At 69.5% G+C, this 25,296-nt stretch carries 35 protein-coding genes, 1 rRNA gene and 3 pseudogenes; all 39 read left to right on the top strand.

Annotated elements, in window-relative coordinates:
- Positions 1–368 precede the first annotated feature (368 nt).
- Positions 369–743, top strand: a complete 375-nt coding sequence (gene rpsL, locus BJF81_RS01765) for a 30S ribosomal protein S12 (RefSeq protein ID WP_075956906.1) — start codon at positions 369–371, stop codon at positions 741–743.
- The gene (gene rpsG / locus BJF81_RS01760) at positions 743–1,213 is read left to right on the top strand and encodes a 30S ribosomal protein S7 (protein WP_075956905.1); all 471 of its coding nucleotides are present in this window, start codon (positions 743–745) and stop codon (positions 1,211–1,213) included. Before rpsL ends, rpsG begins: the two co-directional genes overlap by 1 nt.
- A 114-nt stretch (positions 1,214–1,327) precedes the next feature.
- A pseudogene (fusA, locus tag BJF81_RS01755) lies at positions 1,328–3,431 on the top strand (elongation factor G).
- Positions 3,432–3,551: 120 nt separating this feature from the next.
- Positions 3,552–4,745 (top strand): elongation factor Tu, encoded by a 1,194-nt coding sequence (tuf, locus tag BJF81_RS01750; RefSeq protein WP_075956904.1) that lies wholly within the window; start codon positions 3,552–3,554, stop codon positions 4,743–4,745.
- Positions 4,746–4,919: 174 nt separating this feature from the next.
- Positions 4,920–5,474: a YceI family protein gene (locus BJF81_RS01745; protein ID WP_237769954.1), complete on the top strand. Its 555-nt coding sequence runs from the start codon at positions 4,920–4,922 to the stop codon at positions 5,472–5,474.
- A 374-nt stretch (positions 5,475–5,848) separates the two neighbouring features.
- Positions 5,849–6,157, top strand: a complete 309-nt coding sequence (rpsJ, locus tag BJF81_RS01740) for a 30S ribosomal protein S10 (RefSeq protein WP_006946210.1) — start codon at positions 5,849–5,851, stop codon at positions 6,155–6,157.
- Between the two features lie 2 nt (positions 6,158–6,159).
- On the top strand, positions 6,160–6,828 hold the full coding sequence (rplC, locus tag BJF81_RS01735; protein WP_075956903.1) for a 50S ribosomal protein L3: 669 nt from the start codon (positions 6,160–6,162) through the stop codon (positions 6,826–6,828).
- A gap of 5 nt (positions 6,829–6,833) precedes the next feature.
- Complete coding sequence (rplD, locus tag BJF81_RS01730; protein ID WP_075956956.1) at positions 6,834–7,490, top strand: 50S ribosomal protein L4; 657 nt, start codon at positions 6,834–6,836, stop codon at positions 7,488–7,490.
- Positions 7,487–7,786 carry a 50S ribosomal protein L23 gene (rplW, locus tag BJF81_RS01725; RefSeq protein WP_075956902.1) on the top strand — a complete coding sequence of 100 codons (300 nt, stop codon included), beginning with the start codon at positions 7,487–7,489 and terminating at the stop codon, positions 7,784–7,786. The genes rplD and rplW overlap by 4 nt, the downstream gene beginning before the upstream one ends.
- 36 nt (positions 7,787–7,822) lie before the next feature.
- Positions 7,823–8,653, top strand: a complete 831-nt coding sequence (gene rplB / locus BJF81_RS01720) for a 50S ribosomal protein L2 (protein ID WP_075956901.1) — start codon at positions 7,823–7,825, stop codon at positions 8,651–8,653.
- A gap of 17 nt (positions 8,654–8,670) precedes the next feature.
- Positions 8,671–8,952 (top strand): 30S ribosomal protein S19, encoded by a 282-nt coding sequence (rpsS, locus tag BJF81_RS01715; protein WP_075956900.1) that lies wholly within the window; start codon positions 8,671–8,673, stop codon positions 8,950–8,952.
- 26 nt (positions 8,953–8,978) lie between these two features.
- On the top strand, positions 8,979–9,347 hold the full coding sequence (gene rplV / locus BJF81_RS01710; RefSeq protein ID WP_075956899.1) for a 50S ribosomal protein L22: 369 nt from the start codon (positions 8,979–8,981) through the stop codon (positions 9,345–9,347).
- A pseudogene (rpsC, locus tag BJF81_RS17125) lies at positions 9,347–10,060 on the top strand (30S ribosomal protein S3); the annotation flags it as partial. The gene rplV and the pseudogene rpsC, both read left to right, overlap by 1 nt.
- A gap of 30 nt (positions 10,061–10,090) precedes the next feature.
- Entirely contained in the window at positions 10,091–10,510 is a 420-nt protein-coding gene (rplP, locus tag BJF81_RS17120) for a 50S ribosomal protein L16 (protein WP_141339053.1), read from the top strand.
- Positions 10,510–10,767 carry a 50S ribosomal protein L29 gene (gene rpmC, locus BJF81_RS01695; protein WP_075956898.1) on the top strand — a complete coding sequence of 86 codons (258 nt, stop codon included), beginning with the start codon at positions 10,510–10,512 and terminating at the stop codon, positions 10,765–10,767. Before rplP ends, rpmC begins: the two co-directional genes overlap by 1 nt.
- 2 nt (positions 10,768–10,769) lie before the next feature.
- On the top strand, positions 10,770–11,114 hold the full coding sequence (rpsQ, locus tag BJF81_RS20170) for a 30S ribosomal protein S17 (RefSeq protein WP_269087294.1): 345 nt from the start codon (positions 10,770–10,772) through the stop codon (positions 11,112–11,114).
- Between the two features lie 76 nt (positions 11,115–11,190).
- Entirely contained in the window at positions 11,191–11,559 is a 369-nt protein-coding gene (gene rplN / locus BJF81_RS01685) for a 50S ribosomal protein L14 (protein ID WP_075956897.1), read from the top strand.
- A gap of 3 nt (positions 11,560–11,562) precedes the next feature.
- The gene (gene rplX, locus BJF81_RS01680; protein ID WP_075956896.1) at positions 11,563–11,910 is read left to right on the top strand and encodes a 50S ribosomal protein L24; all 348 of its coding nucleotides are present in this window, start codon (positions 11,563–11,565) and stop codon (positions 11,908–11,910) included.
- 5 nt (positions 11,911–11,915) lie between these two features.
- On the top strand, positions 11,916–12,509 hold the full coding sequence (gene rplE, locus BJF81_RS01675; RefSeq protein ID WP_075956954.1) for a 50S ribosomal protein L5: 594 nt from the start codon (positions 11,916–11,918) through the stop codon (positions 12,507–12,509).
- 2 nt (positions 12,510–12,511) lie between these two features.
- Positions 12,512–12,697: a type Z 30S ribosomal protein S14 gene (locus BJF81_RS01670; RefSeq protein WP_075956895.1), complete on the top strand. Its 186-nt coding sequence runs from the start codon at positions 12,512–12,514 to the stop codon at positions 12,695–12,697.
- Positions 12,698–12,821: 124 nt separating this feature from the next.
- Positions 12,822–13,220, top strand: coding sequence for a 30S ribosomal protein S8 (gene rpsH, locus BJF81_RS01665; protein WP_075956894.1), 399 nt, complete (start codon positions 12,822–12,824; stop codon positions 13,218–13,220).
- Positions 13,221–13,242: 22 nt separating this feature from the next.
- Complete coding sequence (gene rplF, locus BJF81_RS01660) at positions 13,243–13,782, top strand: 50S ribosomal protein L6 (protein ID WP_075956893.1); 540 nt, start codon at positions 13,243–13,245, stop codon at positions 13,780–13,782.
- Positions 13,783–13,785: 3 nt separating this feature from the next.
- Positions 13,786–14,160: a 50S ribosomal protein L18 gene (gene rplR, locus BJF81_RS01655; protein ID WP_075956892.1), complete on the top strand. Its 375-nt coding sequence runs from the start codon at positions 13,786–13,788 to the stop codon at positions 14,158–14,160.
- A gap of 30 nt (positions 14,161–14,190) precedes the next feature.
- Positions 14,191–14,868 carry a 30S ribosomal protein S5 gene (gene rpsE / locus BJF81_RS01650; RefSeq protein ID WP_075956891.1) on the top strand — a complete coding sequence of 226 codons (678 nt, stop codon included), beginning with the start codon at positions 14,191–14,193 and terminating at the stop codon, positions 14,866–14,868.
- The gene (gene rpmD / locus BJF81_RS01645; RefSeq protein ID WP_075956890.1) at positions 14,868–15,050 is read left to right on the top strand and encodes a 50S ribosomal protein L30; all 183 of its coding nucleotides are present in this window, start codon (positions 14,868–14,870) and stop codon (positions 15,048–15,050) included. Before rpsE ends, rpmD begins: the two co-directional genes overlap by 1 nt.
- Positions 15,051–15,052: 2 nt before the next feature.
- Positions 15,053–15,525 (top strand): annotated as a pseudogene (rplO, locus tag BJF81_RS01640) (50S ribosomal protein L15).
- A 234-nt stretch (positions 15,526–15,759) separates the two neighbouring features.
- On the top strand, positions 15,760–17,085 hold the full coding sequence (secY, locus tag BJF81_RS01635) for a preprotein translocase subunit SecY (RefSeq protein ID WP_075956889.1): 1,326 nt from the start codon (positions 15,760–15,762) through the stop codon (positions 17,083–17,085).
- A complete protein-coding gene (locus BJF81_RS01630; RefSeq protein ID WP_075956888.1) occupies positions 17,085–17,663 on the top strand; it encodes an adenylate kinase in 579 nt (192 codons plus the stop codon). The genes secY and BJF81_RS01630 overlap by 1 nt, the downstream gene beginning before the upstream one ends.
- A gap of 16 nt (positions 17,664–17,679) precedes the next feature.
- Positions 17,680–18,546 (top strand): type I methionyl aminopeptidase, encoded by an 867-nt coding sequence (gene map, locus BJF81_RS01625; RefSeq protein ID WP_075956887.1) that lies wholly within the window; start codon positions 17,680–17,682, stop codon positions 18,544–18,546.
- A gap of 111 nt (positions 18,547–18,657) precedes the next feature.
- On the top strand, positions 18,658–18,879 hold the full coding sequence (gene infA / locus BJF81_RS01620) for a translation initiation factor IF-1 (RefSeq protein WP_022925313.1): 222 nt from the start codon (positions 18,658–18,660) through the stop codon (positions 18,877–18,879).
- Between the two features lie 88 nt (positions 18,880–18,967).
- A complete protein-coding gene (gene rpmJ, locus BJF81_RS01615; RefSeq protein WP_022925314.1) occupies positions 18,968–19,081 on the top strand; it encodes a 50S ribosomal protein L36 in 114 nt (37 codons plus the stop codon).
- Between the two features lie 213 nt (positions 19,082–19,294).
- Positions 19,295–19,672 (top strand): 30S ribosomal protein S13, encoded by a 378-nt coding sequence (rpsM, locus tag BJF81_RS01610; RefSeq protein WP_075956886.1) that lies wholly within the window; start codon positions 19,295–19,297, stop codon positions 19,670–19,672.
- 109 nt (positions 19,673–19,781) lie between these two features.
- Positions 19,782–20,186 carry a 30S ribosomal protein S11 gene (gene rpsK, locus BJF81_RS01605; RefSeq protein WP_075956885.1) on the top strand — a complete coding sequence of 135 codons (405 nt, stop codon included), beginning with the start codon at positions 19,782–19,784 and terminating at the stop codon, positions 20,184–20,186.
- A 27-nt stretch (positions 20,187–20,213) separates the two neighbouring features.
- Positions 20,214–20,822: a 30S ribosomal protein S4 gene (gene rpsD, locus BJF81_RS01600; RefSeq protein WP_075956884.1), complete on the top strand. Its 609-nt coding sequence runs from the start codon at positions 20,214–20,216 to the stop codon at positions 20,820–20,822.
- 171 nt (positions 20,823–20,993) lie between these two features.
- Entirely contained in the window at positions 20,994–22,016 is a 1,023-nt protein-coding gene (locus BJF81_RS01595; RefSeq protein WP_075956883.1) for a DNA-directed RNA polymerase subunit alpha, read from the top strand.
- Positions 22,017–22,047: 31 nt separating this feature from the next.
- The gene (gene rplQ, locus BJF81_RS01590) at positions 22,048–22,752 is read left to right on the top strand and encodes a 50S ribosomal protein L17 (protein WP_083663916.1); all 705 of its coding nucleotides are present in this window, start codon (positions 22,048–22,050) and stop codon (positions 22,750–22,752) included.
- 107 nt (positions 22,753–22,859) lie between these two features.
- Positions 22,860–23,717, top strand: coding sequence for a tRNA pseudouridine(38-40) synthase TruA (gene truA, locus BJF81_RS01585; RefSeq protein WP_075956953.1), 858 nt, complete (start codon positions 22,860–22,862; stop codon positions 23,715–23,717).
- Between the two features lie 10 nt (positions 23,718–23,727).
- The gene (locus BJF81_RS01580; RefSeq protein ID WP_075956882.1) at positions 23,728–24,711 is read left to right on the top strand and encodes a zinc-binding dehydrogenase; all 984 of its coding nucleotides are present in this window, start codon (positions 23,728–23,730) and stop codon (positions 24,709–24,711) included.
- A 452-nt stretch (positions 24,712–25,163) separates the two neighbouring features.
- Positions 25,164–25,296, top strand: a 16S ribosomal RNA gene (locus BJF81_RS01575); the annotation flags it as partial.

The raw sequence follows: 25,296 nt of genomic DNA, 5'->3' as shown, positions 1-25,296 counted from the left end.
ACCCGCCCCTCGCGCGTCGCGGGTGGGGGCGCGGGCGCGGTGGCGTGACGGGGGACCGGGGCCGGGCACCGGGATTTGTCCGGGGCGCCCGCCAGCCGGTACCCTGGAGAACTGTGTGTGGCCCCAGGCCCTGCACGCTTGCCGGTGGCCCGGTCCTCGACCGGCCCCGGAGCGACCATCTCTCGCCGGGCAGTCCGCCCGGTCCCCGTGGGGCTCATCATGCACCACGGCGGTCCGGACGGGAAGTGCAGGGGAGAGCAGCGTGTCCGGCCCTCCGACCCGGAGGAACCGGACAGGCGCAACCCAAGGAGCGCGACCCTCGGCCAGACCCGGGGGAGCGCGGAAGACCAACGACTGACGGAGATTCAGTGCCCACGATCAACCAGCTCGTCCGCAAGGGCCGCTCGGACAAGGCGAAGAAGTCCGACTCCCCGGCCCTCAAGGGCAACCCGCAGCGCCGCGGCGTCTGCACCCGCGTCTACACGACCACCCCCAAGAAGCCGAACTCCGCCCTGCGCAAGGTCGCCCGTGTGCGCCTGACCAGCGGCGTCGAGGTGACGGCCTACATCCCGGGCGTCGGCCACAACCTGCAGGAGCACTCGATCGTGCTCGTCCGCGGCGGCCGTGTGAAGGACCTTCCCGGCGTCCGCTACAAGATCATCCGCGGGTCCCTGGACACCCAGGGCGTCAAGGGGCGCAACCAGTCCCGCTCCCGCTACGGCGCGAAGAAGGAGAAGAAGTAATGCCTCGTAAGGGCCCCGCTCCCAAGCGCCCGCTGATCCAGGACCCGGTCTACGGCAGCCAGCTGGTCACCCAGCTCGTCAACAAGATCCTCATGGACGGCAAGAAGTCCACCGCCGAGCGCATCGTCTACGGCGCCCTCGAGGGCTGCCGCGCCAAGACCGGCACGGACCCGGTGCAGACGCTCAAGCGTGCGCTGGACAACGTCAAGCCGGCCCTGGAGGTCAAGTCCCGCCGTGTCGGTGGCGCCACCTACCAGGTGCCGATCGAGGTCAAGCCGGGCCGCAGCACCACGCTGGCCCTGCGCTGGCTGGTCGGCTACGCCCGTCAGCGTCGGGAGAAGACGATGACCGAGCGCCTGATGAACGAGATCCTCGACGCCAGCAACGGCCTCGGCGCCGCGGTGAAGCGCCGCGAGGACACGCACAAGATGGCCGAGGCCAACAAGGCCTTCGCGCACTACCGCTGGTGACGTCCCGGGGGTGAGGGTATGCCGCGCGCGCCCGCCGGGCGCCGCGCGCCCCTCGCCCCTCGCCCCCGGACCGCCGCACACGACGACGAGCACGACCAAGCAGAGAGAGAGACCGTGGCACAGGACGTCCTGACGGACCTGACGAAGGTCCGCAACATCGGCATCATGGCGCACATCGATGCCGGCAAGACGACGACCACCGAGCGCATCCTGTTCTACACGGGTGTCAAGCACAAGATGGGCGAGACGCACGACGGCGCGTCGACGACCGACTGGATGGACCAGGAGAAGGAGCGGGGGATCACCATCACCTCCGCGGCCGTCACCAGCTTCTGGAAGGGCACCCAGATCAACCTGATCGACACGCCCGGCCACGTGGACTTCACCGTCGAGGTGGAGCGCAACCTGCGCGTGCTCGACGGCGCCGTCGCCGTCTTCGACGGCAAGGAGGGTGTCGAGCCCCAGTCCGAGACCGTGTGGCGCCAGGCCGACAAGTACGGCGTCCCCCGCATGTGCTTCATCAACAAGATGGACAAGATGGGCGCGGACTTCTACTTCTCGGTCAAGACGATCGTCGACCGGCTCGGTGCGACCCCCCCTGGTCATGCAGCTTCCCATCGGGTCGGAGGCCGACTTCGTCGGCATGATCGACCTGGTGAGCATGAAGGCGCTGACCTGGTCCAAGGAGACGCCGCTGGGCGAGGCCTACGAGACCGGCGAGATCCCCGAGGACCTTAAGGACAAGGCCGAGGAGTACCACAACGCCCTCGTCGAGAAGGTCGCCGAGTCCGACGAGGAGCTGCTCGAGAAGTACCTCGGCGGCGAGGAGCTGACCGAGGACGAGATCAAGGCCGGCGTCCGTGCGCTGACCCTGGCCGGCGAGGTCAACCCGGTCTTCTGCGGCACGGCGTTCAAGAACAAGGGCGTCCAGCCCCTGCTGGACGCCGTCGTGGAGTACCTGCCCTCGCCGGTCGACCTGCCCCCCACCGAGGGGCACAAGCCGGGCGACGAGGAGACCGTCATCACCCGCACCCCCGACACCAAGGAGCCGTTCGCGGCGCTGGCGTTCAAGATCGCCACGCACCCCTTCTTCGGCACCCTGACCTACATCCGGGTCTACTCCGGCGAGATCAGCGCGGGCCAGCCCGTGATGAACGCGACCAAGGGGCGCAAGGAGCGGCTGGGCAAGCTGTTCCAGATGCACGCCAACAAGGAGAACCCGGTCGAGAAGGTCTCCGCGGGGCACATCTACGCGGTGATCGGGCTCAAGGACACGACCACGGGCGACACGCTCTGCGACATGAGCGAGCAGATCATCCTCGAGTCGATGACCTTCCCCGAGCCGGTCATCCACGTCGCGATCGAGCCCAAGACCAAGGGCGACCAGGAGAAGCTGGGCACCGCGATCCAGAAGCTGGCGCAGGAGGACCCGACCTTCACCGTCCGCCTCGACGAGGAGACCGGCCAGACCGTCATCGGCGGCATGGGCGAGCTCCACCTCGACATCCTCGTGGACCGGATGAAGCGCGAGTTCAAGGTCGAGGCCAACGTGGGCGCGCCCCAGGTCGCCTACCGCGAGACCATCCGGCGCAAGGTCGAGAAGTTCGACTACACCCACAAGAAGCAGACGGGTGGGTCGGGCCAGTTCGCCAAGATCCAGATCGCGCTGGAGCCGATGGACACCGGCGAGGGCGAGCTCTACGCCTTCGAGAACGTCGTCACCGGCGGCCGCGTGCCGAAGGAGTACATCCCCTCGGTCGACCACGGCATCCAGGACGCCATGCAGCTGGGCATCCTGGCCGGCTACCCGGTCGTGGGCGTCAGGGCGACCCTGCTCGACGGCGCCTACCACGACGTCGACTCCTCGGAGATGGCGTTCAAGATCGCCGGTTCGATGGCCTTCAAGGAGGCCGCACGCAAGGCCGACCCGGTCCTGCTCGAGCCGGTCATGGCCGTCGAGGTGCGCACGCCCGAGGACTACATGGGCGACGTCATCGGCGACCTCAACTCCCGTCGCGGGCACATCCAGGCGATGGAAGACGTCTCCGGGGCCAAGGTGGTCCGGGCCGTCGTGCCCCTGTCCGAGATGTTCGGGTACGTTGGTGACCTCCGGTCCAAGACCCAGGGTCGTGCCAACTACACGATGCAGTTCGACTCCTACGCCGAGGTTCCCCGGAACGTCGCGGAGGAGATCATCAAGAAGGTCCGCGGCGAGTGAGCTGACCACCACTCCGCCCGCGGAGTGACGGACCGACGCACCACCTTTCCAGCAAACCAGTGAACGTCGTCGCGGCATCCAGCCGGTGACGAGCACAACCCGTCCAACAGGAGGACCCCAGTGGCCAAGGCCAAGTTCGAGCGGAGCAAGCCGCACGTCAACATCGGAACGATCGGTCACATCGACCACGGCAAGACCACGCTGACCGCCGCCATCTCCAAGGTGCTGCACGACAAGTACCCCGACCTGAACGAGGCGTCGCCCTTCGACAGCATCGACAAGGCGCCCGAGGAGAAGCAGCGCGGGATCACGATCTCGATCGCGCACATCGAGTACCAGACCGAGAAGCGGCACTACGCGCACGTCGACTGCCCGGGGCACGCCGACTACGTCAAGAACATGATCACCGGCGCGGCCCAGATGGACGGCGCGATCCTCGTGGTCGCCGCCACCGACGGCCCGATGCCGCAGACCAAGGAGCACGTCCTCCTGGCCCGCCAGGTCGGCGTCCCCTACATCGTCGTGGCGCTCAACAAGTCCGACATGGTCGACGACGAGGAGATCATGGAGCTCGTCGAGATGGAGGTCCGCGAGCTGCTGTCCTCCTACGAGTTCCCCGGCGACGACCTGCCGGTCGTGCGCGTCTCGGCGCTGAAGGCCCTCGAGGGCGAGCAGAAGTGGGTCGACAGCGTCCTGGAGCTCATGGACACCGTCGACGAGTACATCCCGGAGCCGGAGCGCGACCTGGACAAGCCGTTCATGATGCCGGTCGAGGACGTCTTCACGATCACCGGTCGTGGCACCGTCGTCACCGGTCGTATCGAGCGCGGCATCCTCAAGGTCAACGAGGAGGTCGAGATCGTCGGCATCAAGGACGCCTCGATGAAGACCACCGTCACCGGCATCGAGATGTTCCGCAAGCTGCTCGACGAGGGCCGTGCGGGCGAGAACGTCGGCCTGCTGCTGCGCGGCACCAAGCGCGAGGAGGTGGAGCGCGGCCAGGTCGTCGTCAAGCCGGGCTCGATCACCCCGCACACCGAGTTCGAGGCGCAGGCCTACATCCTGTCCAAGGACGAGGGCGGCCGGCACACCCCGTTCTACGACAACTACCGTCCGCAGTTCTACTTCCGGACCACCGACGTCACCGGCGTGTGCCACCTGCCCGAGGGCACCGAGATGGTCATGCCCGGTGACAACACCGACATGCGCGTCGAGCTGATCCAGCCGATCGCCATGGAGGAGGGCCTGATGTTCAACATCCGCGAGGGTGGCCGCACCGTCGGCGCCGGCCGGGTCACCAAGATCCTCAAGTGACCTGCCCCCTCCCGGTCCAGCAGGCCCCCGCCACCCACCCGGTGGCGGGGGCCTGCTGCATGTCCTGGTCCTGGTGTCCTCCCGGTCTTCCGGGCCGCTGGCAGGTACGCTGCCCAAGGACAGCAGTACCGCGCCGGAACGGGTGCGGGCGACCATGACAACAGGAGGAGTCTCGTGGCCGACCTCGACCCAGCGATGGCGGGCGTGTGGCGTTTCGACCCGGGCCACACGCGCATCGGCTTCTCCGCCCGGCACGCCATGGTCACCACGGTGCGGGGCACGTTCACCGACGTGGAGGGGACCATCCACGTCGACGCCGAGAGCGTCTCCGCGTCCCGGGTGGAGGTACGGCTGGGCACGGCGAGCGTCACCACGAACAACGAGCAGCGGGACGAGCACCTGCGCTCCATCGACTTCTTCGACGCCGAGCGCTACCCCGACATCCGGTTCGTCTCCTCGACCATCGACGAGGTCGAGGAGGGCAACTTCATGGTCGTGGGGGACCTGACCATCAAGGAGGTCACCAAGCAGGTGGCCATCCCGATCGCCCTGCTCGGGGTGCAGCGCGACCCCATGGGCAACCTGCGGGCCGGTTTCGAGGCCACCCGCCGGCTCAACCGCAGGGACTTCGGGCTGCACTGGAACATGCCCCTGGACACCGGCGGGGTGCTGGTGTCGGAGAAGGTGAGCCTCGAGTTCGAGATCTCCGCCATCAAGCAGGAGAGCTGACCGGGCGGACACCCGGACGACCCACCCTCCCGGGGGCCCGGCCGGGCGGATTTGGGGTGCGCCACCGCTTCGTGGCACACTAGGCAGGTTGCTTGACGCGTGACGCGCACCCGTGTGTGCGTCGCCAGCCGTCCGGCACGCGCGATCGTCGTGGTCGGGGCAGCTGCCCCGGGACACGGAAGGAGCGCGGGCGACGGCAGCGCAAGCCCCGGTGGTCGCCGGGACGGACACCAGCCCGATGAAGTAGCGCGAGCGAGCGTGGGACACCTCCGCAGGAGGCGCGACACGCCCGACCGCGGGGGTCGGTGCCTGGTCCAGGGCGGCCGACGGTCCAGGAATGTTCTGTAGGACGACGAGAGAGAGTCAGACAAGCGATGGCGGGACAGAAGATCCGCATCCGGCTGAAGTCTTATGACCACGAGGTCATCGACAGCTCGGCGCGCAAGATCGTTGACACGGTGACCCGTGCCGGCGCCACCGTGGTCGGCCCGGTGCCGCTCCCGACGGAGAAGAACGTCTTCTGCGTCATCCGGTCGCCCCACAAGTACAAGGACAGCCGCGAGCACTTCGAGATGCGCACCCACAAGCGGCTCATCGACATCGTCGACCCGACGCCCAAGGCGGTCGACTCGTTGATGCGCCTCGACCTGCCGGCGGACGTCAACATCGAGATCAAGCTGTGAGTATGACGATGACTGCTACCACCACGAACACGCGCGCCGTCACGGGCGTCCTCGGCGAGAAGCTCGGCATGACCCAGGTCTGGGACGCCGACAACCGCCTCGTGCCCGTGACGGTCGTCAAGGCCGGCCCGTGCGTCGTCACCCAGGTCCGCGACCAGCAGACCGACGGGTACGACGCCGTGCAGATCGGCTTCGGCGCCGTCGACCCCCGCAAGGTCACCCAGCCGCTGCGCGGGCACTTCGAGAAGGCCGGGGTCACCCCTCGCCGCCACCTCGTCGAGCTGCGCACCTCCGACGCGGGCGACTACCAGCTCGGTCAGGAGATCACCGTCGAGGCCTTCGAGGGTGGGCAGCGGGTCGACGTGACCGGCACCACCAAGGGCAAGGGCTTCGCCGGCGTCATGAAGCGGCACGGCTTCTCCGGCGTCAGCGCCTCCCACGGTGCCCACCGCAACCACCGCAAGCCTGGCTCGATCGGTGGCTGCGCCACCCCGGGCAAGGTCTTCAAGGGTCTGCGCATGGCCGGCCGCATGGGCGGCGTGCGCCAGACCACCCCGAACCTGACCATCCACGCCGTGGACGCCGACAAGGGTCTGCTGCTGATCAAGGGTGCCGTCCCCGGCCCCCGCGGCGGCATCGTCCTGGTCCGCACGGCCGCGAAGGGGGCGTGACCTCGATGACGACTGTCTCCATCACCAAGCCGACCGGCGGTGAGGCGGGCACCGTGGAGCTGCCCGCCGAGCTCTTCGACGTGCAGACCAACGTGCCGTTGATCCACCAGGTCGTCGTGGCCCAGCTCGCCGCGGCCCGCCAGGGCACGCACGCCACCAAGACGCGCGGCGAGGTCCGCGGCGGCGGGCGCAAGCCCTACCGCCAGAAGGGCACCGGCCGCGCCCGCCAGGGCTCGGTGCGCGCCCCGCAGTTCGCCGGCGGTGGCATCGTCCACGGCCCGCAGCCGCGCAACTACGCCCAGCGGACGCCCAAGAAGATGAAGGCCGCCGCGCTGCGCGGCGCCCTGTCCGACCGGGCCCGCCACGGACGCATCCACGTCCTGTCCGCCCTGGTGGAGGGGGAGGCCCCCTCGACCCGCGCCGCCTGGGCGGCCCTGTCGGGCCTGACCGAGCGGCCCAACCTGCTGGTGGTCATCGACCGTGCGGACGAGGTCGGGCTCAAGAGCCTGCGCAACCTCGCCGACGTGCACGTGCTCTTCGTCGACCAGCTCAACACCTACGACGTGCTGTGCGCCGACGACGTGGTCTTCACCCAGGCCGCGCTGGACGCCTACGTGTCCCGCGCCGGCACGGCCGCCCCGGCCACCGAGGAGGAGAAGTGAGCACCCCCGTGCAGAAGGACCCCCGCGACATCCTGCTGTCGCCGGTCGTCTCCGAGAAGTCCTACGCGTTGCTGGACCAGGGCAAGTACACCTTCCTGGTCGACCCGCGCGCCAACAAGTCCGAGATCAAGAAGGCCGTCGAGAACGTCTTCGGTGTCAAGGTCTCCTCGGTCCACACCCTGAACCGCCCGGGCAAGTCGCGCCGCACGCGGTTCGGGACGGGCCGCCGCAAGGACGTCAAGCGCGCGATCGTCACGCTCAAGGACGGCACCATCGACATCTTCGGCACGCTCTGAGCGCCGAGGGTCTAGAGCTAAAGGACTGCAACCCACATGGCTATCCGTAAGTACAAGCCGACGACGCCGGGCCGACGCGGCTCCAGCGTGGCGGACTTCGTCGAGGTGACCCGCACCACGCCGGAGAAGTCGCTGGTCCGCCCGCTGAGCAAGACCGGCGGCCGCAACGCCTCCGGCCGGATCACCACCCGCCACATCGGTGGTGGCCACAAGCGTGCCTACCGCGTGATCGACTTCCGCCGGGCCGACAAGGACGGCGTCAACGCCAAGGTCGCGCACATCGAGTACGACCCGAACCGCACCGCCCGCATCGCGCTGCTGCACTACACCGACGGCGAGAAGCGCTACATCATCGCGCCGAACAAGCTGCGCCAGGGCGACGTGATCGAGAACGGTCCCTCCGCCGACATCAAGCCCGGCAACAACCTGCCGCTGCGCAACATCCCGGTCGGCACCGTCGTGCACTGCATCGAGCTGCGGCCCGGTGGCGGCGCCAAGATCGCCCGGTCCGCCGGGACCCGCGTCCAGCTGGTCGCCAAGGAGGGCAAGATGGCGCAGCTGCGCATGCCCTCCGGGGAGATCCGCAACGTCGACGCGCGCTGCCGCGCCACCGTCGGCGAGGTCGGCAACGCCGAGCAGAGCAACATCAACTGGGGCAAGGCGGGCCGGATGCGGTGGAAGGGCAAGCGCCCCACCGTCCGCGGTGTCGTGATGAACCCGGTCGACCACCCGCACGGTGGTGGCGAGGGCCGGACCTCCGGCGGCCGGCACCCGGTCAGCCCGTGGGGTCAGCCCGAGGGCCGCACCCGCAAGCCCAACAAGCCCAGCGACAAGCTCATCGTGCGTCGTCGCGGCAAGAAGCGCTGAGCTAGGAGTAACGACAGATGCCTCGCAGCCTGAAGAAGGGCCCGTTCGTCGACGACCACCTCACCAAGAAGGTGGACGCCCAGAACGAGGCCGGAACCAAGAACGTCATCAAGACCTGGTCCCGCCGGTCGATGATCACCCCCGAGATGCTCGGCCACACGCTGGCCGTGCACGACGGCCGCAAGCACGTCCCGGTCTTCGTGACCGAGTCGATGGTCGGCCACAAGCTCGGCGAGTTCGCTCCGACCCGCACGTTCAAGGGTCACGAGAAGGACGACAAGAAGGGCCGCCGACGTTGAGCACCACTACCAGCGAAGGACAGACCATGGAAGCCAGGGCGCAGGCCCGGTTCGTCCGCGTGACGCCGATGAAGGCGCGCCGCGTGGTCGACCTGATCCGCGGCAAGAGCATCCCCGAGGCCGTCGCGCTCATGCGGTTCGCGCCGCAGAGCGCCAGCGACCCGGTGCTCAAGGTGCTCAACAGCGCCGTGGCCAACGCGCGGTTCGCCGCCGACCAGACGGGCACCGCCTTCGACGAGAGCGAGCTCGTGGTCTCGTCCGCGTACGTGGACGAGGGTCCGACGATGAAGCGGTTCCGGCCGCGCGCCCAGGGCCGCGCCAGCCGCATCAACAAGCGGACGAGCCACATCACCGTGATCGTCGCTCCGCGTACCCACAAGGGAGGTGCCCGCTGATGGGGCAGAAGATCAACCCGAACGGCTACCGCCTGGGCATCACGACGGACCACCGCAGCCGGTGGTTCGCCGACTCGACCAAGCCGGGTCAGCGCTACCGCGACTACGTGAAGGAGGACGTGGCCATCCGCCGCCTCCTGTCCACGGGCATGGACCGCGCCGGCATCTCCAAGGTCGAGATCGAGCGCACCCGGGACCGCGTGCGGGTCGACATCCACACCGCGCGCCCCGGCATCGTCATCGGCCGCCGCGGCGCCGAGGCCGACCGCATCCGCGGCGAGCTCGAGAAGCTCACCGGCAAGCAGGTCCAGCTGAACATCCTGGAGGTCAAGAACCCCGAGGTCGACGCCCAGCTCGTCGCCCAGGGCGTCGCCGAGCAGCTCGCTGCCCGCGTGACCTTCCGGCGCGCCATGCGCAAGGGCCTGCAGTCGTCCCTGCGCGCCGGCGCCAAGGGCATCCGGATCCAGGTCTCGGGCCGCCTCGGCGGTGCCGAGATGTCGCGCTCGGAGTTCTACCGCGAGGGCCGCGTGCCCCTGCACACCCTCCGGGCGAACATCGACTACGGCTTCTACGAGGCCAAGACGACCTTCGGCCGCATCGGCGTGAAGGTCTGGATCTACAAGGGCGACCTGACCGCCAAGGAGCTGGCCCGCGAGGAGGCCCAGGCCGAGCGCCCCCGTGGCGACCGGCGTCGGGGCGGCGACGGAGGCCGCCCCTGCCACCACCGAGGGAGAGCAGTCCTGATGTTGATTCCGCGTCGCGTCAAGCACCGCAAGCAGCACCACCCCAAGCGCAGCGGCATGGCCAAGGGCGGCACGACCGTCGCCTTCGGCGACTACGGCATCCAGGCCCTGGAGCCCGCCTACGTCACGAACCGGCAGATCGAGTCGGCCCGTATCGCCATGACCCGCTACATCAAGCGAGGCGGGAAGGTGTGGATCAACATCTACCCCGACCGTCCGCTGACCAAGAAGCCGGCAGAGACCCGCATGGGTTCCGGCAAGGGCTCGCCCGAGTGGTGGGTCGCCAACGTCAAGCCGGGCCGCGTCATGTTCGAGCTCTCCGGCGTCTCCGAGGAGATCGCCCGCGAGGCGCTCCGGCTGGCGATGCACAAGCTTCCCATGAAGGCCCGCTTCGTCACGCGTGAGGGTGGTGACATCTGATGGCACTCGGTTCCTCGAACCTGACCCCCGAGCAGCTCCGCGGCCTGGAGGACGGCCCGTTGGCCGACGCCCTGGCCGAGGCCAAGAAGGAGTTGTTCAACCTCCGGTTCCAGTCGGCCACCGGCCAGCTGGACAACCACGGCCGCCTGCGCGCCGTCCGTCGGGACATCGCGCGGATCTACACCGAGATGCGCGAGCGTGAGCTCGGCATCGGCCGCGAGGCCGTCCAGACCGAGACCAGCGAGAAGGTGGGCTGAGGATGAGCGAGAACACCACGACCGAGGTCGAGGCCACCCCGGAGCCGACCGTCGAGGCGCACCAGCCCGACGAGAGCGCCCTGGGCCACGGCGGCGACCGCAACTACCGCAAGACCCGTCAGGGCCTGGTGGTCAGCGACAAGATGGACAAGACCGTGGTGGTCGTCGTGGAGGACCGCGTCAAGCACGCCCTCTACGGCAAGGTCATGCGTCGCAGCCACAAGGTGAAGGCGCACGACGAGGCCAACACGGCCGGCGTCGGCGACCGCGTCCTCATCATGGAGACCCGCCCGCTCAGCGCCACCAAGCGCTGGCGCGTGGTGGAGATCCTCGAGAAGGCCAAGTAAGCAACAACCGTCCACAACGTTCGGCCAGGCTCGGCCCCCCGGGGCGAGAACCAGCCGGCACCTAGGAGAACGAACAGTGATCCAGCAGGAGTCGCGACTTCGCGTCGCCGACAACACCGGTGCCAAGGAGCTCCTGTGCATCCGCGTGCTCGGTGGCTCCGGCCGCCGCTACGCAGGCATCGGGGACACCATCGTGGCCACCGTCAAGGACGCCATCCCCGGCGGCAACGTCAAGAAGGGCGACGTCGTCAAGGCGGTCGTCGTGCGCACCCGCAAGGAGCGCCGTCGGCCCGACGGCAGCTACATCCGTTTCGACGAGAACGCAGCGGTGATCCTCAAGACCGACGGTGACCCTCGGGGCACCCGCATCTTCGGCCCGGTGGGCCGCGAGCTGCGTGACAAGAAGTTCATGAAGATCGTCTCGCTCGCGCCGGAGGTGATCTGAGCCATGGCGAAGATGAAGATCAAGAAGAACGACCTCGTGCAGGTCATCGCGGGCAAGGACAAGGGCCTGCAGGGCCGCGTCATCGCCGTCAACACCGACACCGACCGGGTGCTGGTGGAAGGCGTCAACCGCATCACCAAGCACACCCGCGCCGGCGGCGACCGCGGTGTCAGCACCGGAGGGATCCAGGTCCAGGAGGCTGCCGTGCACGTGTCCAACGTCATGGTGGTCGACCCCGAGGACAAGCGTCCCACCCGTGTGCGCACCCGCGTCGAGACCGTCGAGCAGGAGGACGGTCGGACCAAGACGGTGCGCAGCCGCGTTGCGGTGCGCTCGGGTAAGGACCTGTGAGCGACATGACTGACACCATCAACGAGACCCAGGACGCGGCCCCCGAGGCCCGCCCCACCCCGCGCCTCAAGCAGCGCTACGCCGACGAGATCAAGCCGGCGCTGGTCGAGGAGTTCGGCTACGGCAACGTCATGCAGGTGCCCGGCCTGGTCAAGATCACCGTGAACATGGGCGTCGGCGAGGCGGCCCGCGACAGCAAGCTGATCGAGGGCGCCATCCGCGACCTGGCCACCATCACCGGGCAGAAGCCATCGGTGACCAAGGCCCGCCGGTCCATCGCGCAGTTCAAGCTGCGCGAGGGCATGCCGATCGGCGCGCACGTCACGCTGCGCGGCGACCGCATGTGGGAGTTCCTCGACCGGCTGCTGTCCCTGGCGCTGCCGCGCATCCGCGACTTCCGCGGGCTCTCGCCCAAGCAGTTCGACGGTCGCGGCAACTACACCTTCGGTCTGACGGAGCAGTCCATGTTCCACGAGATCGACCAGGACAGGATCGACCGGGTCCGCGGCATGGACATCACGGTCGTGACCACCGCCACCACCGACGACGAGGGCCGGGCGCTGCTGAAGCGGCTGGGCTTCCCGTTCAAGGAGAACTGACCATGGCGAAGACCGCACTCGTCAACAAGGCCAACCGCAAGCCGAAGTTCAAGGTCCGCGCCTACAGCCGCTGCCAGCGGTGCGGCCGGCCCCACTCGGTCTACCGCAAGTTCGGCCTGTGCCGGATCTGCCTGCGCGAGATGGCGCACGCCGGCGAGCTGCCCGGCGTGACCAAGTCGAGCTGGTGACCGTCGGCAGCGCTGACGCACGGCATACCCGAAACCTCATCACGCACCACCTGGAACATCGAAGGTCGCCCGACCGGCTCCGCCGGCCGTGGGGAAACCGCGATGAGAAAGGGCCTGAAGCCCCATGACCATGACCGACCCGATCGCGGACATGCTGACCCGGATCCGGAACGCCAACTCGGCGCACAAGGACCAGGTCCGCATGCCGTACTCCAAGCTCAAGTCCAACATCGCCGACATCCTCAAGGCCGAGGGCTACATCGCCTCCTGGTCCGAGCAGGAGGCCGAGGTTGGCAGCACGCTCGTCATCGACCTGAAGTACGGGCCGAACCGTGAGCGTTCCATCGCCGGCGTCCGCCGGGTGTCCAAGCCGGGCCTGCGCGTGTACGCCAAGTCCACCAACCTGCCTCGTGTCCTCGGCGGCCTGGGCGTGGCGATCATCTCCACGTCCTCCGGTCTGCTGACGGACCGGCAGGCGGCCCAGAAGGGCGTGGGTGGGGAAGTCCTCGCCTACGTCTGGTGAGCAGGGAAGGAGCTCCACAGACATGTCTCGTATCGGACGACTCCCCGTCACCATCCCCTCGGGTGTGGACGTGACCATCGACGGGTCCACCGTCACCGTCAAGGGCCCCAAGGGCCAGCTGGCGCTCGACGTGGTCGAGCCCATCTCCGTGGCCAAGGCCGAGGACGGGGCCCTCCAGGTCTCCCGTCCCGACGACGAGCGCGACTCGCGCTCCCGTCACGGCCTGACGCGCAGCCTCATCGCCAACATGGTCGAGGGTGTGACCAACGGCTACACCAAGAAGCTCGAGATCCACGGCACCGGTTACCGCGTGACCGCCAAGGGCAGCGACCTGGAGTTCGCCCTCGGTTACTCGCACCCGATCCTGATCAAGGCCCCGGAGGGGATCACCTTCGCGGTCGAGAACCCCACCCGGTTCTCGGTCACGGGCATCGACAAGCAGCAGGTCGGCGAGGTCGCTGCGAACATCCGCAAGCTGCGCAGGCCGGACCCCTACAAGGGCAAGGGCGTGCGCTACGAGGGTGAGCACATCCGCCGCAAGGTCGGAAAGGCTGGTAAGTAAGCCATGGCACAGATCGTCAAGCGTTCCAAGACCAAGCTCGCGGCGCGCAACCGTCGCCACGTGCGCCTGCGCAAGCGGGTCACCGGCACCGCCGAGCGCCCCCGCCTGGTCGTCAACCGGTCCTCGCGCCACGTCTTCGTCCAGCTGGTCGACGACACCGCGAGCCGCACGCTGGCCTCCGCCTCGACGATGGAGGCCGACCTGCGCGCGCTCGAGGGTGACAAGACCGCCAAGGCCCGGCGCGTGGGCGAGCTGCTCGCCGAGCGTGCCAAGGCGGCCGGCGTGGACTCCGCGGTCTTCGACCGCGGCGGCAACCGGTATGCCGGTCGCGTCGCCGCGATCGCCGACGGCGCCCGCAAGTCCGGCCTGTCCCTGTGACCACCCCGACGAACGGAAAGAGGAACAACCATGGCTGGTGACTTCCAGCGCCGCGGCACCGGCGACAGCAACACCGCCGGCGACGCCCGCGACAACCGTCGGGGCGGCAACCGCGACAACCGCAGCACCGGACGCGACCGCGACTCGCGGCGCTCCGGGGGCCGTGACGACGACCGCAACCAGTACCTGGAGCGGGTCGTCACCATCAACCGCGTGGCCAAGGTCGTCAAGGGCGGCCGTCGGTTCAGCTTCACCGCGCTCGTCGTGGTGGGTGACGGCGACGGATCCGTCGGTGTCGGCTACGGCAAGGCCAAGGAGGTGCCCGCGGCGATCGCCAAGGGCGTGGAGGAGGCGAAGAAGAACTTCTTCCGCGTCCCCCGCATCGGCGGCACCATCCCGCACCCGGTCCAGGGCGAGGCCGCCGCAGGCGTGGTCATGCTCCGGCCGGCCAGCCCCGGTACCGGTGTCATCGCCGGTGGTCCGGTGCGTGCGGTCCTGGAGTGCGCGGGCATCCACGACGTGCTGAGCAAGTCGCTCGGCTCGGACAACTCGATCAACATCGTGCACGCCACCGTGGCCGCCCTCAAGGGGCTGGAGCAGCCGGAGGCCGTGGCCGCCCGACGGGGCAAGTCCGTCGAGGACGTGGCCCCCGCCGCCATGCTCCGTGCCCGCGCCGCCGCGCGTGCCGAGCAGAAGGCAGGTGCGTGATGGCACGTCTGAAGGTGACCCAGAGCAAGTCGACGGTGGGCACCAAGCACATGCACCGGGAGACGGTTCGGAGCCTCGGCCTGAAGCGCATCGGTGACACCGTCATCAAGGAGGACCGCCCCGAGTTCCGCGGGATGGTCCGCACGGTCGCCCACCTGGTGACCGTCGAGGAGGTTGACTGACCATGGCTGACAGCACGAAGCCCACCGAGGGTGGCGCCGCGCTGAAGGTCCACCACCTGCGCCCCGCCCCGGGGGCCCGCACCGCCCGCACCCGCGTGGGGCGTGGCGAGGCGTCCAAGGGCAAGAGCGCCGGTCGTGGCACCAAGGCACCAAGGCCCGCTACCAGGTGCCCGAGACCTTCGAGGGTGGCCAGACGCCCATGCACATGCGGCTGCCGAAGCTGCGCGGGTTCAAGAACCCGTTCAAGACGACCTTCCAGGTCGTCAACGTCGCCGACATCGCGGCCCTGTTCCCCCAGGGCGGGACCGTGACCGTCGAGGACCTCGTGGCCCGCGGTGCGGTCCGCAAGAACCAGCCGGTCAAGGTGCTGGGGGAGGGCGAGATCGACGTGAAGGTCGACGTCACCGCCACCCGGTTCAGCTCCTCGGCCAGGGCGAAGATCGAGGCCGCCGGCGGCAGCGCCACCGAGGCCTGAGCCTTTCCCCGCGGGGAACCGCGGGGCGACCTCGATCGCTCCGCCCCCCACACGTCGGGCCCCGAGTCGCTGTCAGCGGCCCGGGGCCCGACGCGTTCGGCGGGCCGGGCGCCCCGGTCCGGCCGTTCCCACCCCCAGCGCCGGGTGTTATCGTCGTCGGCGATCACGCCCGCACCCGGCGCCAGTCCGCCCCCGGGCACGACGTGCCCCGGGGACCACAGGAGGACCCTCCCTATGCTCTCCGCCTTCGTGCGTGCGTTCCGGACCCCGGACCTGCGCACCAAGTTGCTCTTCACGCTCGCGATCATGGCGATCTACCGCCTGGGCACGCACATCCCCAGCCCGGGCATCGACTACGGCCTGGTCCAGCAGTGCCAGCAGAACGCGACGGCCGCGGGCAGCGTGCTCGGCATGGCCAACCTCTTCTCCGGGGGCGCGATGATGCAGCTGTCCATCTTCGCGCTGGGCATCATGCCCTACATCACGGCCGCCATCATCACCCAGCTGCTGACCGTGGTCATCCCCCGCTTCGAGGAGCTGAAGAAGGAGGGGCAGGCCGGGCAGACGAAGATGACGCAGTACACCCGCTACCTGACGATCGGGCTGGCGGTGCTGCAGGCCTCCACTCTGGTGGTGATCGCCCGCGACCCGGCCCGGCTGTTCGGCGGCACCTGCACCACGGTGATGCCCGACGACAGCATCCCGGTGCTGGTCCTCATGGTGCTGACGATGACCGCCGGCACCGGGCTGATCATGTGGCTGGCCGAGCTGATCACCGAGAAGGGGGTCGGCAACGGGATGTCCCTGCTGATCTTCGTCTCGATCGCGGCGACCTTCCCCTCCTCGCTGTCGGTCATCTACCAGAAGTCGGTGACGACCTTCGTGCTCGTCATGCTCATGGGGCTGGCCATCATCACCGCCGTCGTCTACGTCGAGCAGTGCCAGCGCCGGATCCCGGTGCAGTACGCCAAGCGGATGATCGGCCGCCGCCAGTACGGCGGCACCTCGACCTACATCCCGCTCAAGCTCAACATGGCCAACGTCATCCCGATCATCTTCGCCAGCTCGATCCTCATGCTGCCGCAGCTGGCCGGGAACTTCGCCCGTCCCACGGACCCCGCCCAGCAGGCCCCCGAGTGGGTGACCTTCGTGGACCGCTACCTGTCCATGGGGATGACCGGGCAGGGCACGCACTGGGTGTACATGCTGCTCTACGTGGCGATGATCATCTTCTTCACGTTCTTCTACGTCGGCGTGACCTTCAACCCGACCGAGGTGGCGGACAACATGAAGCGCTACGGCGGGTTCATCCCGGGCATCCGTGCGGGCCGGCCCACGGCCGAGTACCTTGAGTACGTGATCAACCGGATCACCACCCCGGGTGCCCTCTACCTGGCGGGGCTGTCCCTCATCCCGCTGATCGCGTTCAACGCGCTCCAGGTGGCGGACTTCCCGCTGGGCGGCGCCTCGATCCTCATCATCGTGGGTGTCGGTCTGCAGACGGTCAAGCAGATCGAGTCCCAGCTCCAGCAGCACGACTACGAAGGGTTCCTCCGCTGATGCGTCTGATCATGCTCGGTCCTCCCGGTGCCGGCAAGGGCACCCAGGCCGCCCTGGTGTCCGCCGCCCACGGCGTCCCGGCCATCTCGACCGGCGACATCTTCCGCGCCAACATCAAGAACGAGACGCCGCTGGGGCTGCAGGTCAAGGAGATCACGGCCTCCGGCGGCTACGTCCCGGACGAGATCACCAACGCCATCGTGCGGGACCGCCTCGCCGAGCCCGACGCCGCCCAGGGGTTCCTCCTGGACGGGTACCCGCGCACGACCGGCCAGGTCGAGGCCCTGGACGCGATGCTGGCCGAGCAGGGCACCGCCCTGGACGCCGTGGTCGAGCTGACCGTGGACACCGACGAGGTGGTCGGGCGGCTGCTGGCGCGGGCGCAGGAGCAGGGCAGGGCCGACGACACCGAGGACGTCATCCGGGAACGGATGCGGATCTACGCCGAGGAGACCGCCCCCCTGGCGGCCGTCTACCGCGACCGGGGGCTGCTCCGGGTGGTCGACGGCATGGGGACCGTCGAGGAGGTCACCGCGCGGATCGAGGCGGTCCTGCCCTCCTCCGCCGGCCGGTCCTGACCCGCGGCGCCACCCGATGTCGCTCTTCCGTCATCGTTCCTCCATCGAGGCCAAGACGCCCGACCAGCTGCGCGCCATGCGTCGCGCCGGGCTGGTCGTGGCCGACACCCTCGCCCTCGTCCGCGGACGTGCGGCCGCCGGGGTCAGCACCGGCGAGCTCGACGCCGCCGCCGAGGAGCTCATCCGCTCCGCCGGCGCCCAGCCCAGCTTCCTCGGCTACCACGGCTTCACGGGGAGCCTGTGCACGTCGGTCAACGACGAGGTCGTGCACGGGATCCCGGGGTCGCGGGTCCTTCGGGAGGGTGACCTGCTCTCGGTCGACTGCGGCGCGATCGTCGACGGGTGGCACGGCGACGCCGCGATCACCCTCGTCGTCGGTGGACGGGACCGGGGGCGGCCCGAGGACCTCGCCCTCATGGACGACACCGAGGACGCCCTGTGGGACGGGATCGCCGCCCTGCGCGCCGGAGGCCGGCTGTATGCCGTGGGCGACGCCGTGGAGGCGGCCGTCGAGTCGGCCCTCCCGCGGCGCGCCGACCAGGGGGTGTCCGCCTACGGGATCCTCGAGGACTACGTCGGCCACGGGATCGGCCGGCAGATGCACATGGACCCCCACGTCCCGAACTACGCCGTGACCTCGACCGGCCCCACCGTGCCCTCCGGAGCCACGTTCGCCGTCGAGCCGATGGTCACGCTCGGCACGATCGAGACCCGCACGCTGGACGACGACTGGACGGTCGTCACCACCGACGGGTCCAGGGCCGCGCACTGGGAGCACACGGTGGCCGTCACCGACGCCGGGCTGTGGGTGCTGACCGCGCACGACGGCGGCGAGGAGCAGCTGCGCGCCCGCGGGGCCCCCTTCGCCCCGCTCGCCGACTGACCGCCCTGCCCGTCCGCCGGGCGGATTGGCCTTCCCTTGCCCGGTTCCCGTACGATGGTGCGTCGGCCCGGACTGGGTCGACGCAGTGCAGTCACGCGAAAAGTGGAGGACATGGCGAAGAAGGACGGCGTCATCGAGATCGAGGGCACGGTAGTCGAAGCCCTTCCGAACGCGAACTTCCGGGTGGAGCTGACCAACGGACACGTTGTGCTGGCCCACATCTCCGGGAAGATGCGTCAGCACTACATCCGGATCCTCCCCGAGGACCGGGTCGTGGTGGAGCTCAGCCCGTACGACCTCACCCGTGGACGCATCGTCTTCCGCTACCGCTGACGTCCCGGGCCCTGCCGGTCACGGCAGGGACGGGCCCCGCTGCACCCGCACCACATCCACCACCCGAAGATCCGAAAGCAGGCAGGCCATGAAGGTTCAGCCGAGCGTGAAGAAGATCTGCGACAAGTGCAAGGTGATCCGCCGCCACGGCCGGGTCATGGTGATCTGCGACAACCTGCGCCACAAGCAGCGCCAGGGCTGAGCAGAGCACGACCGCACGGCTCGCAGGGCTTCCCGCCACGTCGAGAAGAGCGACACAACTTCATACCGAAGCAGCAAGCAGCACCCGACCCCCGTCGACACGGGACGTCACCCCCGGCCGCGAGAGCCGGGGACCGCGGGCTCCGGCCCACTTCAGAGGATGCGGACCGGTGCTGCACCAGACTCTCGCACGATTCCTAGGAGCATCTGCCACATGGCACGACTCATCGGTGTCGACCTCCCGCGCGACAAGCGCGTCGAGGTCGCCCTCACCTACATCTTCGGCGTGGGCCGCACCCGCGCCGACCAGACGCTGGCGGCCGCGGGTGTGGACCCGTCGACCCGCGTCAAGGACCTGACGGAGGAGCAGCTGGTCGCTCTGCGTGACCACCTCGAGGGCGCCTACCGCCTCGAGGGCGACCTGCGCCGTGAGGTGGCCGCCGACATCCGCCGCAAGGTGGAGATCGGCAGTTACCAGGGGATGCGGCACCGCCGCGGCCTCCCGGTGCACGGTCAGCGCACGAAGACCAACGCGCGGACCCGCAAGGGCCCCAAGCGCACCGTCGCCGGCAAGAAGAAGGCCGGCAAGTAACCGGTCGGGGGCCCTGCCCCCGACTGCCCCCGCTGGGGCTGCGCCCCGGACCCCGTGTCCGGCCCGTTGGCCCCACGCCTAGAGAACAGCTTCCTCGTCAGGAGAGACAATGCCCCCCAAGAGCCGTCAGGCCGGCGCGCGCAAGGTGCGCCGCAAGGAGAAGAAGAACGTCGCCGTCGGGCACGCCCACATCAAGAGCACGTTCAGCAACACCATCATCACCATCACCGACCCCACCGGGGCCGTCATCGCCTGGTCCTCCTCGGGCCAGGTCGGCTTCAAGGGATCGCGCAAGTCGACCCCCTACGCCGCGCAGATGGCTGCCGAGGCCGCCGCCCGTCGTGCGATGGAGCACGGCATGCGCAAGGTGGACGTCTTCGTCAAGGGTCCGGGCTCGGGCCGCGAGACGGCCATCCGTTCGCTGACCGCCGCCGGCCTGGAGGTCGGGACGATCAACGACGTGACGCCCCAGGCGCACAACGGCGTCCGCCCGCCCAAGAAGCGCCGCAACTGAGCCCCGGAAGGATCTAGGTAAACAGACATGGCCCGTTACACCGGACCCATCACCAAGAAGTCCCGCCGGCTCAAGGTCGACCTCGTCGGCGGCGACAAGAACTTCGACCTGCGTCCCTTCCCCCCGGGGCAGCACGGCCGCCGCCGGTCGCAGGAGAAGGAGTACCTGACCCAGCTGCAGGAGAAGCAGAAGGCCCGCTTCACCTACGGCGTCATGGAGAAGCAGTTCCGTCGGTACTACGAGGAGGCCGCGCGCCGCCCCGGCAAGACCGGTGCCAACCTGCTCGTCATCCTCGAGTCCCGCCTCGACAACGTGGTCTACCGCGCCGGTCTGGCCCGCACCCGTCGTGCGGCCCGCCAGCTGGTGACCCACGGCCACTTCATGGTCAACGGCCGCCGGGTGGACGTCCCGTCCTACCGCGTCGAGAAGTACGACATCATCGAGGTCCGCCCGCAGTCGGTGGAGACCTTCCCCTTCCAGCTGGCCCGCGAGACCTACGGCGACCGCCCGGTCCCGGCCTGGATGAAGGTGCTGCCCGGCTCGCTGACGATCCTCATCCACCAGCTGCCCACCCGTGAGCAGATCGACACGATCCTCACCGAGCAGCTGATCGTCGAGCTCTACTCGAAGAACTGATCCCCGGGGGCCCGCCCCCGGGACACCTGAGCGGGCAGGTATGGCGTCCCTCGTCATACCTGCCCCCTCGCCGTCGGGACCACGGACCGAGGCGGTCCCGACAGCCGGCTCTTCGGGCCGGCGGACTCACGAGGCGTCATATAGCGGTCGCCCGTGGAAAGGACATGAACAGTGCTCATCGCACAGCGCCCCATCCTCTCCGAGGAGGTCGTCACCGACTCCCGCTCCCGGTTCTCCATCGAGCCGCTCGAGCCCGGGTTCGGCTACACCCTCGGCAACTCCCTGCGCCGGACCCTGCTCTCGAGCATCCCGGGCGCCTCGCTGACCAGCATCCGGATCGACGGCGTGCTGCACGAGTTCTCCACGATCCCCGGGGTCAAGGAGGACGTCACCGAGATCATCCTCAACCTCAAGCGCCTGGTCGTCTCCAGCGAGCACGACGAGCCGGTCGTGATGTACCTGCGCAAGCAGGGCGCCGGCGCGGTCACCGCCGCCGACATCGCCCCGCCCGCCGGGGTCGAGGTGCACAACCCCGACCTGCACCTGGCCACGCTCAACGAGTCCGGCACGATCGAGATCGAGATGACCGTGGAGCGCGGTCGTGGCTACGTCTCGGCCCAGCAGAACAAGTCCGGAGAGCAGGAGATCGGCCGGATCCCGGTCGACTCGATCTACTCCCCGGTCCTGGCCGTGACCTACAAGGTCGAGGCCACCCGTGTCGAGCAGCGCACCGACTTCGACCGCCTCGTGGTCGACGTCGAGACCAAGAGCTCGATCAGCCCCCGCGACGCCATGGCCTCGGCCGGCAAGACCCTGGTGGAGCTCTTCGGCCTGGCCCGTGAGCTCAACACCGAGGCCGAGGGCGTGGAGATCGGTCCCTCCGCCGGGGACGGCGCGCTGGCGTCCGACCTGGCGCTGCCGATCGAGGAGCTGGACCTGACCGTCCGCTCCTACAACTGCCTCAAGCGCGAGGGCATCCACTCGGTGGGCGAGCTCGTCGGCCGCAGCGAGGCGGACCTGCTGGACATCCGCAACTTCGGCGCCAAGTCCATCGACGAGGTCAAGGACAAGCTGGCCGAGATGGGCCTGGCGCTCAAGGACAGCCCGCCCGGGTTCGAGGGTGCGAGCTCCTACGAGGACGGGTCCTACGACGACGACGGCGACGCCGCCTTCGTCGAGGACGAGCAGTACTGATACCGCATTTTTCACCCCAGGAGTCATTCTCATGCCTGCACCCAAGAAGGGCCCGCGCCTCGGCGGCGGAGCCGCCCACGAGCGCCTCATGCTGTCGAACCTGGCGACCGCCCTGTTCGAGCACGACCGGATCACCACCACCGAGCCCAAGGCACGCCGCCTCCGGCCGCTGGCCGAGCGCCTGGTGACCTTCGCCAAGCGCGGTGACCTGCACAACCGCCGCAAGGTCCTGAGCACCATCCGGGACAAGGGGGTCGTGCACCGCCTGTTCACCGAGATCGCCCCGGACATGGCCGACCGCGAGGGCGGTTACACCCGGATCACCAAGATCGCCCCCCGCAAGGGCGACAACGCTCCGATGGCCGTGATCGAGCTGGTCCGGGAGCCCGTCGCCCGCAAGGCGGTCGTGACCCAGGCCGAGGGCGCCACCAAGCGGTCCGCCAAGGACCGCAAGGCCGCCGAGGCCGACGCTGCGGCGATCACCGACGCCGAGCTGGCGGCGGAGGAGCCCACCACCGACGACGCCGCCGAGGTCGAGCAGACCCAGGCCGAGGTGGAGGCCGCGGACAGCGCCGCCGAGCAGGGCGCGGACGTCGCCGCGGCCGGTGAGGTCGCCGAGGTGAGCGAGAACGAGACGGCCGACGACACCACCGAGGCCGCCATGGTCTCCGGCGGCGCCGACGACGCCGAGGAGCCCGCCGCCGACGCGACCGAGGAGGACGACACCTCCAAGTGAGGTCCGTCCCCTCCCCGCGCTGACGTGCGACCTCGAGGCCGCCCATCCCGATCCGGGGTGGGCGGCCTTCGTCGTCCCGAGGAGAAGGGCAGGGCAGGATGGGACGCGTGCGCATCAGGATCGATCTGGCCTACGACGGGACGGACTTCTCCGGCTGGGCCCGTCAGCCCGGTCGCCGGACGGTCGAGGACGAGCTCGGTCGGGCCCTGGCCACCGTGCTGCGCGCTCCCGACGTCCGGCTGACCGTAGGGGGACGCACGGACGCCGGGGTGCACGCGCGCGGGTCCGTCTGCCACCTGGACGTGGATCCCCACGCGTGGGCGGCGGTCCCGGGGCGGTCTGGACGGACGCCGTCGGAGGCCCTGGTGAGCAGGCTCCGTGGGGTGCTTCCCCCCGATGTCGTCGTCCGGCGGGCGGCGGAGGTGCCGGCGGTGTTCGACGCGCGTTTCTCCGCGACGGGGCGCCGGTACACCTACCGGATCTGCGACGACCCGCCGCGTCTGGACCCCCTGAGGCGGCGGGACACCGTGGTCTGGCGACGACCGTTGGACGTCGACGCGATGGCCGCGGCGGCCGAGACGCTCGTGGGGCTGCACGACTTCGCCGCCTACTGCCGGCCGCGCGAGGGGGCGAGCACGGTCCGCCAGCTGAAGTCCTTCGACTGGACGCGCGAGGCCGACGGGACGGTCCGGGCCACCCTCGTGGCGGACGCCTTCTGCCACAGCATGGTCCGGGCCCTCGTCGGGGGCCTGGTCCCGGTGGGGGAGGGGCGGCGGTCAGGGGCCTGGCCGCGCGAGGTGCTGGACGGCCGGGTGCGCGACCCGGGCGTGCAGGTGATGCCCGCCCACGGGCTGTGCCTGGAGCAGATCGACTACCCGTCCACCCGGGAGGGGCTGGAGTCCCGTGCCGACGAGGCCCGGGCCCTGCGGGGACCGGTCCACCGGTCGGGAGGCGACGCACGCTAGGTTGGGGGCCATGCTGGCTGCCTACGTCGACGCCATCAACGCCGAGGACCCCCTGAGCGGGCTCGTGGTGGGGGACCGGCCCGAACCGGAGGCCCGACCCGGGTGGACGGTGCTCGACGTCGTCGCCGCGGGCCTGAACCACCACGACCTGTGGTCGCTCAAGGGCGTGGGCCTGCCGGCGGACCGGCTGCCGATGACCCTGGGGTGCGACGCCGTGGCGGACCACCCCGAGGACGGGCCGGTCGTGGTGCTGCCGGTGATCTCCGGGACCCCCGGCTGGACCGGGGACATCACCCTCGACCCGCGCCGGACCCTGCTCTCGGAGCTGCACCAGGGGACGCTGGCCGAGCAGGTGGCCGTCCCCGACGGAAGCTGGGCCCCCATGCCGGCCCACCTGTCACCCGTCGAGGCGGCGGCGTTGTCCACGGCCTGGCTCACGGCCTACCGCATGCTCTTCCGCAACGCCGGGGTCCGTCCGGGGGACACCGTGCTGGTCCAGGGGGCCGGGGGCGCGGTGGCGACCGCGCTCGTCCAGCTCGGGTCCGCTGCCGGCCTGACCGTGTGGGTGACCAGCAGGGACGAGGAGAAGGGCAGGGCGGCCGTCGAGCTCGGCGCCGCACGTGCCTTCGAGAGCGGGGAGCGGCTGCCGCAGCGGGTGGACGCCGTCCTCGAGAGCGTCGGCGCCGCGACGTGGTCGCACTCGATCAACGCGCTCCGGCCGGGCGGCACCGTGGTGATCTGCGGTGCGACCTCAGGCGATGCGCCTGAGAAGGCCGAGCTGACGAAGATCTTCTTCAAGCAGCTCCGTGTGGTGGGGTCGACCATGGGCACCCTGGACGAGCTCCGTGGGCTGTGCCGCTTCGTGGAGACGGCCGGACTGCGCCCGGCGGTGGACAGCACGTATCCGTTGGAGCGCACCGCCGACGCGCTCGCGCACCTCGCCTCGGGGGACGTCCGCGGGAAGGTCGGCATCACGGTGCGCGCAGGGTCCTGAGCTGCCGGCCACCGGCCGAGGGCGCGGCCCATGAGGGCGGCTGACCTGCGGGAACGCTCGCCCGGGACCGATCCTCGTCCCCGCCGACCTGCGCTCCCGCTCCGGGTCCGCAGGTCCGATTTGGACCTGGCCGCTCGGTCTGTGTAATGTATCCCCTCGCCGCACCGCGCAAGCGGAGCGGCGGACCAGCCCCTTGGTCTCCCCCCACCTCATCCCGTCCGCAGAGCGGATTTGGAGGTGGAGCGCAGATCGGGTAGGCTGGAGAGGTTGCCCCGGATGAGGCTTGCACGGTTGTGTGGGTTTCTGGTGGTGTGTGTCCGATTCTTGAGAACTCAACAGCGTGTCAGTTTATTGATGCCATGTATTTGTTTGGCCATCGCGTTCCTGCCCCCCGGTGGGGCGTGGTGGTTTGTTTGTCAGGAAACTGGATTCTTTGGTAAGAGTTTTGGTTTTTATCGGAGAGTTTGATCCTGGCTCAGGACGAACGCTGGCGGCGTGCTTAACACATGCAAGTCGAACGATGAAGCCCAGCTTGCTGGGTGGATTAGTGGCGAACGGGTGAGTAACACGTGAGTAACCTGCCCT

The sequence above is a fragment of the Ornithinimicrobium sp. CNJ-824 genome (genome assembly GCF_001942405.1).
Lineage (GTDB): Bacteria > Actinomycetota > Actinomycetes > Actinomycetales > Dermatophilaceae > Ornithinicoccus > Ornithinicoccus kibberensis.
The sequence above is the reverse complement of the archived record's forward strand: the minus strand, read 5'-3'. Positions and strand labels throughout refer to the sequence as shown.

Bases quoted from the DNA above. Each gene is read 5' to 3' on its own strand.
- rpsQ (WP_269087294.1), top strand. From the start codon at position 10,770: ATGAGCGAGAACACCACGACCGAGGTCGAGGCCACCCCGGAGCCGACC.
- rplB (WP_075956901.1), top strand. From the start codon at position 7,823: ATGGCTATCCGTAAGTACAAGCCGACGACGCCGGGCCGACGCGGCTCC.
- rpmJ (WP_022925314.1), top strand. From the start codon at position 18,968: ATGAAGGTTCAGCCGAGCGTGAAGAAGATCTGCGACAAGTGCAAGGTG.
- rpsD (WP_075956884.1), top strand. From the start codon at position 20,214: ATGGCCCGTTACACCGGACCCATCACCAAGAAGTCCCGCCGGCTCAAG.
- rpsK (WP_075956885.1), top strand. From the start codon at position 19,782: ATGCCCCCCAAGAGCCGTCAGGCCGGCGCGCGCAAGGTGCGCCGCAAG.
- rplV (WP_075956899.1), top strand. From the start codon at position 8,979: ATGGAAGCCAGGGCGCAGGCCCGGTTCGTCCGCGTGACGCCGATGAAG.
- rplQ (WP_083663916.1), top strand. From the start codon at position 22,048: ATGCCTGCACCCAAGAAGGGCCCGCGCCTCGGCGGCGGAGCCGCCCAC.
- rpsE (WP_075956891.1), top strand. From the start codon at position 14,191: ATGGCTGGTGACTTCCAGCGCCGCGGCACCGGCGACAGCAACACCGCC.
- BJF81_RS01670 (WP_075956895.1), top strand. From the start codon at position 12,512: ATGGCGAAGACCGCACTCGTCAACAAGGCCAACCGCAAGCCGAAGTTC.
- rplP (WP_141339053.1), top strand. From the start codon at position 10,091: ATGTTGATTCCGCGTCGCGTCAAGCACCGCAAGCAGCACCACCCCAAG.
- rplX (WP_075956896.1), top strand. From the start codon at position 11,563: ATGGCGAAGATGAAGATCAAGAAGAACGACCTCGTGCAGGTCATCGCG.
- BJF81_RS01580 (WP_075956882.1), top strand. From the start codon at position 23,728: ATGCTGGCTGCCTACGTCGACGCCATCAACGCCGAGGACCCCCTGAGC.
- rpsG (WP_075956905.1), top strand. From the start codon at position 743: ATGCCTCGTAAGGGCCCCGCTCCCAAGCGCCCGCTGATCCAGGACCCG.
- rpsM (WP_075956886.1), top strand. From the start codon at position 19,295: ATGGCACGACTCATCGGTGTCGACCTCCCGCGCGACAAGCGCGTCGAG.
- rpmC (WP_075956898.1), top strand. From the start codon at position 10,510: ATGGCACTCGGTTCCTCGAACCTGACCCCCGAGCAGCTCCGCGGCCTG.
- secY (WP_075956889.1), top strand. From the start codon at position 15,760: ATGCTCTCCGCCTTCGTGCGTGCGTTCCGGACCCCGGACCTGCGCACC.
- rplC (WP_075956903.1), top strand. From the start codon at position 6,160: ATGACGATGACTGCTACCACCACGAACACGCGCGCCGTCACGGGCGTC.
- rplF (WP_075956893.1), top strand. From the start codon at position 13,243: ATGTCTCGTATCGGACGACTCCCCGTCACCATCCCCTCGGGTGTGGAC.
- rpsJ (WP_006946210.1), top strand. From the start codon at position 5,849: ATGGCGGGACAGAAGATCCGCATCCGGCTGAAGTCTTATGACCACGAG.
- rpsH (WP_075956894.1), top strand. From the start codon at position 12,822: ATGACCATGACCGACCCGATCGCGGACATGCTGACCCGGATCCGGAAC.
- rpmD (WP_075956890.1), top strand. From the start codon at position 14,868: ATGGCACGTCTGAAGGTGACCCAGAGCAAGTCGACGGTGGGCACCAAG.
- rplE (WP_075956954.1), top strand. From the start codon at position 11,916: ATGACTGACACCATCAACGAGACCCAGGACGCGGCCCCCGAGGCCCGC.
- rpsS (WP_075956900.1), top strand. From the start codon at position 8,671: ATGCCTCGCAGCCTGAAGAAGGGCCCGTTCGTCGACGACCACCTCACC.
- rplD (WP_075956956.1), top strand. From the start codon at position 6,834: ATGACGACTGTCTCCATCACCAAGCCGACCGGCGGTGAGGCGGGCACC.
- map (WP_075956887.1), top strand. From the start codon at position 17,680: ATGTCGCTCTTCCGTCATCGTTCCTCCATCGAGGCCAAGACGCCCGAC.
- BJF81_RS01630 (WP_075956888.1), top strand. From the start codon at position 17,085: ATGCGTCTGATCATGCTCGGTCCTCCCGGTGCCGGCAAGGGCACCCAG.
- rplR (WP_075956892.1), top strand. From the start codon at position 13,786: ATGGCACAGATCGTCAAGCGTTCCAAGACCAAGCTCGCGGCGCGCAAC.
- infA (WP_022925313.1), top strand. From the start codon at position 18,658: ATGGCGAAGAAGGACGGCGTCATCGAGATCGAGGGCACGGTAGTCGAA.